Annotated in this window: 11 protein-coding genes; all 11 read right to left on the bottom strand. The window is 43.7% G+C overall.

Going from position 1 to position 15,018, the window contains the following annotated elements:
- Window positions 1-978 (bottom strand): S-layer homology domain-containing protein (locus AC58UU_RS34840; RefSeq protein WP_497322084.1); only part of this gene is annotated, 978 nt, incomplete at its 3' end.
- Between the two features lie 394 nt (window positions 979-1,372).
- Complete coding sequence (locus AC58UU_RS34835) at window positions 1,373-5,251, bottom strand: S-layer homology domain-containing protein (protein WP_497322083.1); 3,879 nt, start codon at window positions 5,249-5,251, stop codon at window positions 1,373-1,375.
- 252 nt (window positions 5,252-5,503) lie between these two features.
- Window positions 5,504-6,613, bottom strand: a complete 1,110-nt coding sequence (locus AC58UU_RS34830; RefSeq protein WP_497322082.1) for a glycosyltransferase family 4 protein — start codon at window positions 6,611-6,613, stop codon at window positions 5,504-5,506.
- A 132-nt stretch (window positions 6,614-6,745) separates the two neighbouring features.
- Window positions 6,746-7,534 (bottom strand): WecB/TagA/CpsF family glycosyltransferase, encoded by a 789-nt coding sequence (locus tag AC58UU_RS34825; RefSeq protein ID WP_497322081.1) that lies wholly within the window; start codon window positions 7,532-7,534, stop codon window positions 6,746-6,748.
- A 59-nt stretch (window positions 7,535-7,593) separates the two neighbouring features.
- Window positions 7,594-8,730 carry a polysaccharide pyruvyl transferase CsaB gene (csaB, locus tag AC58UU_RS34820; protein ID WP_497322080.1) on the bottom strand — a complete coding sequence of 379 codons (1,137 nt, stop codon included), beginning with the start codon at window positions 8,728-8,730 and terminating at the stop codon, window positions 7,594-7,596.
- Entirely contained in the window at window positions 8,706-10,766 is a 2,061-nt protein-coding gene (locus AC58UU_RS34815) for a DUF5693 family protein (protein WP_497322079.1), read from the bottom strand. The genes csaB and AC58UU_RS34815 overlap by 25 nt, the downstream gene beginning before the upstream one ends.
- Window positions 10,767-10,941: 175 nt before the next feature.
- Window positions 10,942-12,645 carry a phospho-sugar mutase gene (locus AC58UU_RS34810; RefSeq protein WP_497322087.1) on the bottom strand — a complete coding sequence of 568 codons (1,704 nt, stop codon included), beginning with the start codon at window positions 12,643-12,645 and terminating at the stop codon, window positions 10,942-10,944.
- 24 nt (window positions 12,646-12,669) lie between these two features.
- A complete protein-coding gene (gene fabZ, locus AC58UU_RS34805) occupies window positions 12,670-13,098 on the bottom strand; it encodes a 3-hydroxyacyl-ACP dehydratase FabZ (RefSeq protein ID WP_497322078.1) in 429 nt (142 codons plus the stop codon).
- Window positions 13,099-13,262: 164 nt separating this feature from the next.
- A complete protein-coding gene (locus AC58UU_RS34800; protein WP_497322077.1) occupies window positions 13,263-13,781 on the bottom strand; it encodes a CDP-alcohol phosphatidyltransferase family protein in 519 nt (172 codons plus the stop codon).
- Between the two features lie 102 nt (window positions 13,782-13,883).
- Window positions 13,884-14,102, bottom strand: a complete 219-nt coding sequence (locus tag AC58UU_RS34795) for a DNA-directed RNA polymerase subunit beta (RefSeq protein WP_497322076.1) — start codon at window positions 14,100-14,102, stop codon at window positions 13,884-13,886.
- Window positions 14,103-14,128: 26 nt separating this feature from the next.
- A complete protein-coding gene (locus AC58UU_RS34790) occupies window positions 14,129-15,004 on the bottom strand; it encodes a flagellar hook-basal body protein (RefSeq protein ID WP_497322075.1) in 876 nt (291 codons plus the stop codon).
- Between the last annotated feature and the right edge of the window lie 14 nt (window positions 15,005-15,018).

Here is a 15,018-nt window from a genome sequence, read left to right as displayed (position 1 = left end):
TTTAAGACGAACATCCGATGCTTTTGCAACTGTATCGCCAGCGTTTGCGAACTCAAGTTTAGTCACTTTCTCATTCTCGCCTTTAAATGTAGCTGTTGTTTTGTCAACAGCTGCTGCATCAAGACCGGAAAGAGTTACCATATAATCTCCTTCTCCAACTTTAACATCTGTCAATGTTAGAACAGCAGATTTCTTGTCATCAGCAAATTTAACTGTTGTTGCTACATCAATGGAACCTTTTTTCATAGCTAATTTTACTTTATCTGTGTCAACAGGTTTATTGAAGCTTACAGTTACTTGTTGTACGCCTGTTGCTTTCGCGCCAGTTACCGATACTTTACCAGCTGGTACGTATTGTTGTTTCGCTTCGTATGCACCAGTCAAAAGCAAATCGCGAGTTGCGTTAGCTTGGCCACCAAATTTATCGTCAGTGCCATTGGAAAGAAGTTTCAATTCAAGTGCTAAAGCTACATAACCTTGTGCCCAACCGGATACTGTTGTATCCGTACCTGTTTTGCCTTTAGCTGCTTCGTCTTGACCAAGAACACGAACCAAGAATGTAGCGAGTTGTTCTTTTGTTACTTTACCAGCCGGGTTGTATTGACCTTCAGCATAGCCATCAGTAACGCCAGCTGTTTTCAAAGCTTCGATGTAAGGAAGTGCATAACCATTTGCTGCATCGGTTACACTAACGTCAGTGAATGTCGATGTTTTCAAGTCTTTGTTTACTTCAAGGCCCATGATCAATGCTGCTACTTTCGCGAATTGTGCACGGTTCATTTCTTCTTTCAGACCGAAAGTTGTTTCTGTCACGCCGTCAAAAATACCAGCAGTGATCATCGCATCGAATTTCACTTTTGTTGCTGCATCCAGGTCTTTCAAGTCTGTGAAGTCTGCAGATGTTTTACCAAATGCGACGGATGAGAACATGGAAAGAGCCATAGCGGATGTAAGAACTACGGATAGTGTTTTCTTCATAAAGGTTTGTTTCCTCCTAATATTATGAAAGTTTTTTTGTTATAAAAACTTATAACCAACGGGGCGACTAATGAATCATGACATGACTCTATGTAGCTTCGCGTCTATCACCTTGGCTACATTAGTTAGTATACGTGACTGTATGCATAATTTCATTGATAAGTATTTTCCAATTAAATCGATCTACTAGTAAAGAACCTATCACCTCTTGCACACATTTTGCCTACTTGATAAACTTACATTTTAATTGTGAAGTAAATAAGTAGAGAAGCTGAACACTAGCTAAAAATTAGCTTAAATATACCTGAATAGTTTTTTCTAATTCTCATTTCCATAATAAAAATAAAAGACTGCATCCGAAAAATCGGACACAGTCTTTATTTAATTCTTAAGTTTAAGGTATCTTTTTTTGTTGTTTTAATACTCGATTTGCAATGGCAGCAGCCTGAGCTCTGGTCATATTTCCTTTTGGATCATAACTATAGGTAGGCTTCTTCTGTCCTTGTACAGGCGCGTTTTCAATGCCATCCATTAACCCAGCTTTAATCACAGCCTCAACCGATGCAATTGCATAAGTATCAATTTGATCAGCATCTGTAAACTGCTTTTTCAAGTTTGCAGAAGATTTATTGGTGTCGCTACTTACTTTCATGTTAGCAGCTCTTTCAATCATGACTGCGGCATCTGCACGGCTAATAGAATTTGTCGGAAGGAATAACCCATTCGAGTTTCCTCTGACGATTCCAGCGCGAGCCCCTGCTTCAATGTGCATAAAGTCGTATAAGCTGCTGCTATTAGGTAAACCAAGACCTCTACGTACATCTGCGAATGTCCCTTGGAAATTAGGATTCGTTGGATCATTTGTGTGATACGTTGTATCTTCATTAATCAGTGGAATATCAAAGATGTTGACTAACATTGTTACAAATTCACCGCGAGTAATAGCATCATTTGGTAAAAATTGTCCGGGTGTTTTATTATTCATGATTCCTTTGGAATAAAGAATATCCAAGTAATCTCTAGCCCAATCATGATTCGTCACGTCATTAAAGCTATTATCCATGTACATAACTTGGAAGTAACCAAAATTATCAACGGGAACTTTAATTGTGTGTGATTTAGGATCTACAACACCACCAATGTTTTTCCAACCAACATATTGGTTTCCTGTACCACTTGGATCTAGGAACGTACCAAACTGATAAACCGAAAGATACTTCCAAGAGTCATTTCGAATTTCGTTATCATATTTCAGTGTTAAGGTTCCACGCTCTGTAGGGATAACTAAGTTTTTAATATATCTTGAGTAAAAAGCAGTTTCACCCGGTCCTGGTAAAGTAGGTGACGGAAGATTGCCACTACCCTGAAGCGCATCTTTCAATGTCGCATTTGTACTAGCAGCACTTATATCGATAGCTCCACCATCAATCCAGAACAACTTACTAGCTGGTCTAAATCTACCTGTAGGCTCTTGGAGGAAACGAGATCCTGCTTGAGTCTCTGATGCTTTATCAACACGCCCGTCATCTTGGTTTGCAATACCGAATACAAGCTTCCTATCCGATGTAATGAATTGTTCAGTTTGCGTACGATCATTTCTCATTAATTTTGTATCTTTCGGGAAAGTTAACGAGAGATCGCCGTCAAATAAATTCATTTTGGATGAAAGAGTAGTACGGTACTGGGCACCTTCAATCGGCGTATTTAAATTATTAAGAATAAATGTACCTTTTGATTTGGCAGCTCCACGCTTAATTTCAAAACTTACTGTATTTTTTCCTGCTTTTAGATTAGGTACATCTAATCGGAAAACACCAGGAGCAGTAAGCTTTGCTTCTACTTTGTTATAAACGACCGAATCTGCACCGTCTGCTTGAATCACAACAGTTTGGAAATTTGTATTTACGTATGCTTGATCAACTTTATCTGCGTTTTTCACAAAATTAGTAGGTTGTAACAGTAAGTAATCAACGGGTTGCTTTGTAACAGTAATCATTTTACTTGTTGTGCGTCCTGTTTTATTCTTAGCAACTAGTTCTAGAACATAATCGCCGTATGCATCTAACGTAACTGGTGCAGTTAAATTAAATTTCGTAGTCATTTGATTCGCATCGAGAGCATTAATGACTTGCGAAATTTGATTCAGTTGAGGTGTGGTTCCCACAGTAATTGTTGAACCATTCGGAACGCTTCTAACATATAGAACAGCAGTTGATAACGGGTCCGAAGAATTTAACTTAGCATTCAGAACCGTACCGGTTAATTGAAGCCTATTAGATGATGTTAGATAAGTGCCAGGCAAGCTACTCTCTGTAAAAGGTGTTACAGCAGGATCTAAAGAGAGATTTTCAACTAATGGTGCAAAATCACTAAGAACAAAAACATCATAGTTTGTTTGTGTTACAAGTACTTTAGTTGGCGATGTACTCGGTCTTAAGTAAAGTGAGAATTTGATGGATTTCTTTCCATCTGCATCCAGCAGTGTGCCAAACGCTGTTGATGGAATATTAAAAGTTCCATCTGAAGCAATATAAGAAGCAATTGCAACATTCGTGTCATTGACAGACATTTCTACATCTGCATAACCGCTAGCAGGAAGATTAACAATTTTACCAGTTAAACAAGGAGCTTGACCACTTGCACAAGTCAACTGAGTTGCATTGCTAACCACTTTACCATTATAAAGACTATTAACAATAACGTACGGGGCGCTTGATATATTCACTTGATAAACCTTAGATCCTGCAGAATTGTATAAGGTAGTATTATTATAAGGTGTCAATTTCATCTTTGTTGCGCCGTCCGGGATATTGCTAAGAACTATTTCGGCAACTCCAGAGATCACATTAACATCGCCGTTACCAGCAAATCCGGGAATTTCAACTTTCACCTTATTTGCATTTCCGTTAACATGAAATCTCAGCGTGGCTGGGAATTCATTGATTTGATTCATTCCTTGCTCAGTCAGCTTAACCTCATATCCGAGTCCCACAGCTGGTTGAAAGAATTGGGCTGTATAGTCAATATACGGTAAATCAGGGTTTGTATAATTGAACAAATACTTCGTAGTGTACTCTCCGCCTAAGCTAGATACAAATTTTATATCAATTTGTTGGGAAGTCGCCGTCCCACTCAGTGGCAAATTCACCGAAATATTATGAATATCATACGCTGTACCCCCCGTAACAACAGAAGTGCCTACCAAGCTAGGAGCAGTTCCTGCGGGAACAGATCCATTCACATTCAAGAACCCTCCGTTTGGAGTGGTTAAAGCACCTGATGCAAATGTATAGCGTGCAACAGTTCCACTTCCTGCCACACTAATGTCTGCATACACATAATCAGGACTTCCGGAAGTTATGTTTCCTTTGCTGTTTTTAAGATCGGCCGTAAAAGTAATGTTGTTATCCGTATTGCTTGAGATACTAGGAACTGTTACTAGTGCTTTATCTGTAGTACTAGCGGATTGCTTGAAGCGTACCTTACCGTTATAAGCAAATCCCAAACCATTGTTATAGATAAAGTTTCTTGTCGTTGTGTAGTAATTGGTTGGGTTTTTTGCTACAAAGGTAACTTGATTGTCACCGGGTATTAGGGTTAAATCAGAAGCTCTTCCCGTATTCATTAGAAATGTAAAAATACCGCTAGAGAAATTCGTTGCTTCATAGGTTGTTCCAGAAACGGTCGCATCAACCTGATAAGCATTATTGGAGTTCCCTGTAATGGTCAAATTCGTATATGGTCCATTAGCAGGATACATACCACCGTCAGTAAAATCGACATCATTTATTTTTAAATTTGTAATATTGGAGACCGGGGTGAAATATACCCATGCCGGCTTGGAATCAACCGTCGAAGTACTTCCATACTTAATTACAATTTTATTTAAACCTTCGGTTAATTGAATATTCTCGAACGTTATTTGGTTGCTGTTGTTCGGATTTTTAATAGCTCGATTAGTTTTGTTCGGTGAAGTTACACCTGTATTGAGATTTTTAATTTCGTAAAATATATTCGTGATTTGATCGTCTGAGATACCACCAATATCAGCACTAAGTGTAATCGGATTAGACGTTATTCTTGGAACAGAAGCATCTGAAAATGCAATAGGATCTTGGACCACTGTTGTATCATTCGGATCCGTATGAACATAATAGTTGGTAATGTTAATAACAGGTGCTGCTGAAGCAGTCATTGGCGGCAATAAAGCGAGCAACATTACAATCATGAGGCTTATGCTTACCCACTTTGTTCTCATTTTCCTGGTATTCAAAACTTGTTCCTCCTTATGTAATATAAATGTTAGTTTCGCCATGGTAATTCTTCATATTTCTTTATCTTACTTGCTAGATTTCGACAATCCCTCCCATATTCTTCTATCATTCCACATGGTTAGACGCGGCAAATAGCCAAAAGTTCTTGTACTCTACTTATCGGTCGAAACAAAGGAAATGTTTAGAGAAAGAAAAAAAATCATAAAATGCAAAAAAAATCCAACCCGAAGGTTGGATTCCGATTTTATAGCTTATTTGCCCATTCGATCGCTCTGAACTTGCTTGCCTACAAGCCTTTGAAGGAAGTTCAGCACCGGTTTACGGCTCTTACTGATGATACCAATAGCTTCTGCTCCAACTAACATAACTAGGAAGAGAGCTACGATGATCATGATAAGTCCCCAAGTGGAATCTTGGGAGATAAAGACTGAGCAAATGACCGCGCTGCCGCCAAAGATGGAGGCAATTCCGTAGATGATCAGTACGCTTGTACGATGACTGAATCCGAGCTGCAGCAAACAGTGATGCAGATGGCTTTTGTCCGGTGCAGAGATCGGTAATTTATTAACGTAGCGACGCATGATCGCAAAGAATGTATCGGATAAGGGCACACCTAGAATCATAATAGGAATTAAAAGTGAAACAACGGCTGCTTGCTTAAAGCCGAGAATCGATAGTGTTGCTAAGGCAAAGCCTAGGAACAAGGCGCCGGAGTCGCCCATGAAGATTTTGGCCGGATGGAAGTTATAGAACATAAAGCCTATGATACTACCTAGTAAAATGACGCAAAGCAGAATAACAGTAACATTACCCATCATGAGGGCAAGAATTAGAATAGTAGTAGTAGCAATACCCGATACGCCAGCAGACAAGCCATCTAGACCGTCAATCAAGTTAATCGCATTGGATACGCCGACAATCCACAATATCGTAATTGGAATACTTAACCAGCCAATCGGCAGGTTGGTCGTTCCGAAAGGAATGTTAACGAGTTCGATCTTAAGTCCAAAGGAGACAACGATGCAAGCGGCAATCAGTTGCCCGAGCAGCTTCCATTTGGGAGATAGTTGAAAACGATCATCCAAGGCACCCGTGACGACAATCACGAAGCCTCCGATTAGCAACCCAAATGCGGCATTGGAGTTAACGGCATCAAGTGCTGGAGAGACGACGAAATAAGCTCCGACGAATGCAAGGAATATCGCTAATCCTCCGAGACGCGGCATTATTCGGGTATGTACCTTACGATGGTTAGGGGCATCAACGGCTCCAACCCAGAAGGCAAATTTTTTGACTAGGGGTGTCAGCAGCAGCGCCATTAAGCAAGCAGCGATAAACCCAATCGCATATAATCCATACATGTCTTCTTCACAGCTCCTCTTGTCTTGGGTGGCAGATAATCCGCCGAAATGAATTATACTCCCATTTGCTCACAAATACCACTGCTAAATTCATCTGAAATGACCGTTTTCAGCCAATTTTCATAAATATTCTCATGGTTTGGTGACTTTCTCTTTGTCACGCATCACTTTCAATGCAAATTGTGGGAGTAGAAGCATTCGTTTATAACGCCAAGGCTCCTGCATAAGGCGGTAAAACCACTCAAGACGTAGTTTTTGAAATAAAACGGGTGCTCTTTTTAGCTTGCCCGAAAGAACATCAAAACTTCCCCCAACACCCATCATGACAGGGACACCAATTTGTTGTTTGTATTTCCCAATCCACGGCTCTTGATTCGCAGCAGATCTTCCTACGAGAAGAATATCCGGAGCTGCATCCACGATATCTTGAATCACTTCAGCATCCTGCTCGTCTTTAAAATATCCATCACGTACGCCTACAAGCTTTATACTCGGATAGGCGGTGCGAAGCTTCTCAGCTGCAGCTTGGATAACCTCATTGGAAGCTCCAAGTAAGTATACTTTCCATCTTTTCAACTCTCCGACTTTCATCAGCTCATGGATCAAATCATAGCCGGGAACCCGTTCTACAACAGGCTCACCTACATATTTAGCTGCCCAGACGACACCCGTTCCATCAGGAACGATAAGTTCAGCACGCTGCATCATGCTCAGATAAGCAGGATCATCTTGTGCGGCCATGACCATAATGGGATTGGCGGTAATGACTTGATGGGGTTGTCTTTGTTCAATAACGTTCGTAAGGTAAGCTACGGTTTGGTCCATACTCATTTTGGAGATGGGCACTCCGTAGATGCGAACTTTGGGTATTGCATTCGCAGATACGACCTTAGACTGTATCGTTGTTGATGTTGAACTCATAGATATCTCTTCCTTTAATTGACGTTGGAAATCGGATTTTGGTTGCTTTTTATTATTTCCTATTTGTTAGTTCTTTGTTTATAAAATGAAATGATGCGCTGCGCAGGAAGCTGAGCCTGCGCTTTGAGCTCTTCGATGGCGGCGCGGCTGGACGCCGCCCAAGCCTCTCGGCCGGCCAGCAGGCGCTGCGCCTCGGCCGCAAAGGCATCCGCATCGAAGCGAGCTGTCGATGCGGCAGCTTTCATGCCAAGCCTATGGAGGAACTGGTCGATCTTCGGATCGTACGAGATGCCTACCATAGGCACGAACTGCGAGGCTGCATAAATCAAAGAATGCAGCCTCATCCCGATCAGCAGGTCGCATTCCGCGACCTGCGCAAGCATATCCTGTGGATGGGTGATGCCTCGCACCATCTCCACCCGGGACCCGTGATCGCCTAGTCGATCGATAACGAACTGCGACGCCACCTCGTCCGAGGGGAGGTGGAAGGGCAAGAACCGCAGCCGCACGTTCGCATCGGCTGCGAGAAGGACTTGCAGGGACCGCGAGAGAGCTTCCAGCTCCGAACGGTCCTCATTCCAGAAGCGGACGGACACACCGATCGTCCGCACTAAACCATCCGGCGCGATGTCCGGCGCGCCGCCACCAGAACCGGTCCCGCGCAGTGGCAATCCCATGACCGGGTCAGGCACTACCGTGATGCGCTCCCGCGGGAGCCGCATCTTCCCTAACAGCTCCGCGGACTCCGTATCGCGAACCGATACATACGCGCAGCGCTGGAACACGCTGCGGATCCAGCCATAAAACATAGGGCGGCTAACCGGCCCAATGCCTTGCGAGTAAATAAACGTAGGTTTGCCCAGCCACTGCGCTATTTTCAAGACTGCCAAGTAATACGGGATCGTCTTCGAGCTTGTAGCATCCTGCAATAAACTGCCGCCGCCGCTAATCAAACCATCGGCTTCACGCAATGCTCGAAACAGCGAACCAGGCTTCATTCGATGATAGGCCTTCACACCGTACATTGCTGACGTTTTCTCTGGATTAGCAGAAAGAACAATTGGCTCGATTTGTAATCCTTGCTCTCGACCTTGCTCCTGCAAAGCAAACAAAATCGACTGCAGCACAGCTTCATCGCCGCTATTATCGAAGCCATAGTAGCCGGATAGCGCTATTTTGACAACTGTGGCACCCATCGTTTCCAACTCCTAATGATTATTTCCCAAGCTGCAATCAGAACGAGGCCAATCAAAGCGCCAAACACAAGGCCGTAGCTTATACGGATCAGAGATATATGAAGCGGCGTATGCAAGTGAGCGAATGTATCTACAATAGAAAGCTGCCCAATTACTCCGATGAATATCAAATAAACGGCATGTCTATATCGAACTGACAAATAGGCGCCTAGCAGGAATAAAGGATGTGCGACCAAAAATTCTTTGGTTCGCGGACGTACGCCCAGTGTATTTTCCAAGAAGGAACGGAATAATTTCTCCACGGTAGAAGCTTGTCCTTCATTTCCAGTACGTGATAAGTAGTAGAACACAGCGGCTAAAGCTACCCCCGCAATTACAATCCATAGCACGCTAATAAAGGAAGAGAGAATACGGCGAATGTTCGCAATCTTATCTCTGTACGTGTTATTTTCGCTAAAGAATAGTAAATACACACCTGCGATCATAATAGGAAGCAAATGCAGCACGCCAACGCCGCGGAACTGCTGCAGCACGAGTAAATACGTAACGTGATTGAGAAGTGCCACTTCGTAAACGACACCAATCAGCGAAATTGCAGATGTTTTGATTAGTGTCCATAAGGCGTAAACAAGACCTGACTTCCATTTCTCAGCGGCTCCTGAACGAACGGAACGAATGGCCAGCATGATTGCTATGCTCGGTGCACTAATGGCTGCACTTAAGGCAAGACCTTGCGCGTATAGATTAGCCGAAAGTGTATGCAAAGCAGCAAGTCCAAGTATACCTAAGACGAAGAGGAGCAGCGTGGCTTCCGGTACGAAGAAGGACACCATCAGCACGATTAAACTAACACCGCCAAGCAGCATGAAGATGCGGGCGATTTTCTGCCATCCTGTCGTTTTTACATCAAATGGCTCTGCTGGTCCAAGCGTAAACCCGACTTCTTGGATGCGTGGAATAGCGCCATCTTTTCCTTGCAAACTTTCATAGTAAGCAGCTAACGGATCGACTAGTTTTCCCTTATCCAAGCTTTTCACTGGCCTTGCATTCAAGAAAACCATGCGGATATTGCGGTCTTTCACTGCAAGGACTAAACGATCCGCAACGCCTTGAATACGATCCTGCAGTTCCGATTTTTTGAGCGGCTCTGTTAACTTTTCTCCGTCTTTCTCTGTAAACGAATGCAATCGAACGACGTTATAATTCGTTTGCTTCGATAATGTACTAAACCCTTTTTGCGGCTCTTTTAATAATTCAATAGCAGCCAGGCCAATGCCGTTTTTATTAAGAAGATCTGCCATTTTATTCAGGTTAATTTCTGTATTTTCTTCTGTGTAACCCGGAACTTCATTGCCATCGACAATGATGCGCTTCACACCGATATCATGGAGCTGTTTCAGCAAGCGATCCATTTCATTGGTTACAAAGGGTCTACGATTCGATAGACGAACCACGATTTGGAACCCTTGATCTTTCAGCATTTGTAATGTCATCGGGTCTGGGTCCATACCCTTGATCGATGCATCGTCCATGCTCATTTGGATGATGAGTCCGTTTCTATTTTTGAAACTCCACGGCTTCGTGCCAACCTTCAGATCCGCGAACGTTTTCTGAATTAAAGGCTCCAGCTTCTGCTGTGTGGTACTATCTGCGAACAGCACGTAGGTAAAATTCTCATTAGGATCACCCAAGGTCTGGGTAAGTGCGGCAGCGTCTCGAGAGTTATATACCTCGATGCGACGGCTCTCTTTAAGCTCCGCTAGTGTACTCTCATACACGGCCATTGAGCTGATGCCCGCTGCTTTCATATTCTTCAGCTGCTCAGCGACAAAAGTCTGCGGATTCGTCTGAATATCCGCAATATCCAACAAATCACGATAATCGAAAACAAACTCGACTTGATTGGCCGAAGTTTCCGTTTGGTGACGCGTGTAGGCAAGCGGCAGGGAGACTACCATTCCAATAATGACGAGCCACCATAGGATATTTTTGAGAGGTTTATTCCATGTTTGATACCATTGTGCCAAGTTGTCCACTCCTTAGAGCTTTCCGGTAGAAAGCTTTCTTCGTAAAGCATGTACTTACATTGGAAAACCCCTTCAGGTCCTACCACGGGTAATAGGCCAAATGAATGCGGATTTAATTTCCATCTATTCATTAGACGACCTATCCCTGACTTAGGTTCTGAAGAGGTTCAGTTTTCCTATTTCATTATCCGTCTACACGGTTAAGCACATATTGAATGATGCCATCCAATTGCTGTGCGGCTGCTGGACCTGTAGATCCTTGTACCGCAAAATAAAACTTAATTTTCGGTTCCGTTCCAGAAGGACGCAAGCAGAACCATGAACCATCCTCTAGCTTAAATTTCAGCACATTTTCACGAGGAAGGCCATTTATGCCCTCTGCGTAATCTTCCACTTGGCTTACTCGAGTGCCACTGATCTCTGTTGGCGGATTCGTTCTCCAAGCTTCCATGATGCGGCCAATTTGTTCTACGCCGTCTTTCCCTTTCAGCGTCCTTGATTCAAGCTTTTCCAAAAAGTAGCCAAAGGATTCGTATAGTTCCTGAAGGACTTCATATAGAGTCTTACCTTGCTTCTTATAATAGGCTGCCGCTTCAGCGATCAGCATCGCTGCAATAACTGCATCCTTATCTCGGGCATAGTCACCGGCCAAGTAGCCATAGCTTTCTTCGTATCCAAATAAGAACTTATACTCACCACTTTGTTCGAACTGGGACATTTTCTCCCCGATATATTTAAAGCCGGTTAATGTATTTAATGTAGGAATACCATAATGATTGGCGATAACTGCGCCCATTTCACTTGTAACGATCGTTTTGACGACAACGCCGTTCGCAGGCAGTGTTCCACGCTCTTTCAAGCTTGATAATAAATAATTTACAATGATGGCACCAGACTGATTACCTGATAAAACGACATACTCGCCGTTCGGATCCTTCACAACTGCACCCATGCGATCAGCATCAGGGTCGGTTCCGATGATGATATCGGCATCCCAATCTTTCGCTTGTGCAATGGCGAGTGTAAATGCTTCCCGCTCCTCCGGATTCGGAGACTTAACCGTCGAGAACTGTGCATCCGGCAGCTCTTGCTCGGCTACAACACGTACTTGTCCGAAGCCAACTGCTTTCAGCACTTCGCGTACCGGCACATTGCCCGCTCCATGCAAAGGAGTGAAGATGATGCGGAAATCGCCTTCGATCTGCTTGATCACATCTGGATTCTGGCTAATCGCAGTTACTGCCTCGATGTACGCTTGATCGACCTCTTCACCTAACCAAGAAAGCAGCCCTTGCGCTTCCGCTTCTTGCTGGGTTATTTTCTTGACCTTGTTGAAGGAATCGATGCTCTGTACTTGCGCAATGACTTGCTCCGCAAACTCAGGAACAAGCTGTCCCCCGTCTGCTCCATATACTTTATATCCATTATATTCAGGTGGGTTGTGACTAGCTGTAACGACAACCCCTGCGGACGCACCTAAGTATCTCACAGCAAAAGATAACTGTGGTGTCGCATGCAGTGTTTTAAAGAGATAAGCCTTAATTCCATTCCCTGCGAACACGAGAGCAGATTCTAAAGCGAACTCGGGCGACATATGACGTGAATCATAGGCTAGAACAATAGAAGGACTTGTAGCGCCTGTCCCATTCACATATTGTGCCAAGCCTTGGCTTGCGCGTCCAACGGTATACACGTTGATTCGATTCGTTCCAGCGCCAATCACGCCGCGAAGTCCTCCTGTGCCAAATTCAAGATCTTTATAAAAGCGATCCTCAATTTCTCTTTCATCTTCCCGAATAGCACGCAGTTCTTTCTTCGTTTCGGCATCCACTGCTGGATCCTCTAACCATAATTGATACTCTGTTTGTACACGCGTCATAGTAGTCAGGTTCATCTCCTTTTTATCTATGGGTTATTTATTAGCAAGGGCGAACATAAGCTCGCCTTCGACTACCACTTTGTCGCCTACCTTAGCCACAGCTTGGCCTTTGACAATGGTTCCTTTTACACGTGTTATCGTCATTTCTAAAGTTAGTGTATCGCCAGGTACGACCTGCCTACGCCAACGAATGCCATCAGCGCCAGCAAATAAACCAATTTTACCTTTGTATTCAGGCATCGACAGAACAGCCACAGCACCTACTTGTGCCAAAGCTTCAACAATCAGCACACCGGGCATAACCGGATAGCCAGGAAAGTGTCCTGCGAAGAACGGCTCATTGATCGTAACATTCTTTATACCTACAGCTCTAACACCTTCTTCGACCTCCAAAATACGGTCAACAAGCAAGAAGGGAGGGCGATGAGGAATGATCTCTTGAATCTGGTTAATATCTAGCATAACGGTTTAAAAACTCCTTTCAAAATGCTTGTATAAAATACAAGGTAATCACTTACAATAGGGATGTCCCTTCATTAACTGCAGAAATGAAGGTTCATATAGGGGAGCTTATGTACAGGACTGTGTTACAGTCTTATACATAGGCTCTTTTTTCGTAGTATACATTATTTCAATTTGGCTCCTCGATTTAATACAAGGAACTGAATAATATAAATGAAGGAAGTTAAGAATGAGACCCCAATTACAAACCATAAATAGGTAATGGCAAAGTTTAAATGAAAAACGATGAAAAGGATAGCAAAATAGTACAGAACCGTCGTTAACTTTCCCATCACATTGGCGGGAACCGTTAACTTGCCCCTGAAGTGAAAGAAAGCAGAGCCCATAATCATACCTAAATCACGAACGAACATCGCCGCAGCTGCCTGCCAAGGAATCAATCCCGAGATGAGCAGGGATAGGATCACCGCAATCATCATACTCTTATCAGCGAGTGGGTCCAGCATGACACCAACGGGTGTGATAAGCCCGCGAGTTCTTGCTATATAGCCATCTAGGATATCCGTAAGTCCGGCTGCCAGTAAAATAAAAAAGGCAACTTGGATATGGCCATTAAAAAAAATCGCGAGGTACACAGGGATTAGAACAAACCTGCTGATGGTGAGCATGTTCGGTATATTCAAAGTACCCCTCCTGCGCGTTAGTATCCGATATCTGGTACATTTAGCCTTCATTCATTATACCGCTGCTTGGACAAAAATAAAACTCCCATGCGGGAGTTAGAGTTAATTCGCAAATACCAGATCGTATAAATGCCGCCAAGTGCTCATATGAAAGATTTCCCCCGCAGGCTGATGACCAAGCTTGGTGTAACCTACCCATAGGCCGATAAAAACAGCCAGCACGCACAGCACAGGAATACGAATGATTTTGAAAATAAGCCATATAATATTCAGCCATTTCGGCCTTGTTTTCTTCTTTGGTGGAGCAGGCTTGTCTGACATCGAGCCCTATCCCTCCCTTTCTAAGATCAGGCGCGCAAATTATTAGCGATATTCATCATCTGATCCGAAGATGTAATAGCTCGGGAATTGAGTTGAAGCGCTCTTTGCACGATAACCAGATCTGTCATTTCATCCGAAAGCGTAACGTTGGATTGCTCGAGAAATCCCTGCATGAGACTAACGCGGTTAGTCGGATTATCCACTAAAGGGTTCACATTCTTTAAGATGTTGGCCTTCTCCGCGTCATTTAACCCGTTTGGTAGCGCGTAAAGGTTATTTCCAACATCTTGGAGAAGCTGCGGACGTACAACACGAACGAGCTTGATCCTGCCCAAATTAATTGGCGCAGCACTAGGATCCTGTTCGCTGTAGCCATTAATCGTCCCATTTTGTTCAACGACTGGTCGAATGCCCGCGGGTATGAGTATCGGGCTAACGTTAGCACCTGTGCCATCCACGCCCGTGACAAAGTGACCTTCTTTCGTTGTCAGCACGCTTCCGCCGTTGGCATCAGGGCTTAAGCTGAATGCCCCGTTACGAGTCCAAGCCGTTTGCCTTTGACCATTAGCATCCAGCTCACCTGTTTGTACTTCAAATAGCCCGTCTCCCTGAATCGCAAAGTCCGTCACATTCCCCGTGGACTGAATCGGCCCTTGGGTCAAATTCGTCTGGATTTGCACCAGCTTTGAGCCCCACCCTTGGTTAAAACCAAGTGGTGAAAACCGGCCTTGCTGACGGAATCCTTCTGGCTGCGATTTAACGTTAGTCAGAACGTCCTCGAAGGAGGCTTCCTTCTTCTTAAAACCGTTCGTATTCACATTCGCGATATTATTGGAGAGAATATCCAGCTTTTGCTGTAAGCTATGCATGGATACCGATGAGTTAATCATGGAATTGTTCATGGTCCTGCCCCTTC

The sequence above is a fragment of the Paenibacillus sp. JT22N1 genome (genome assembly GCF_059692155.1).
The sequence above is the reverse complement of the archived record's forward strand: the minus strand, read 5'-3'. Positions and strand labels throughout refer to the sequence as shown.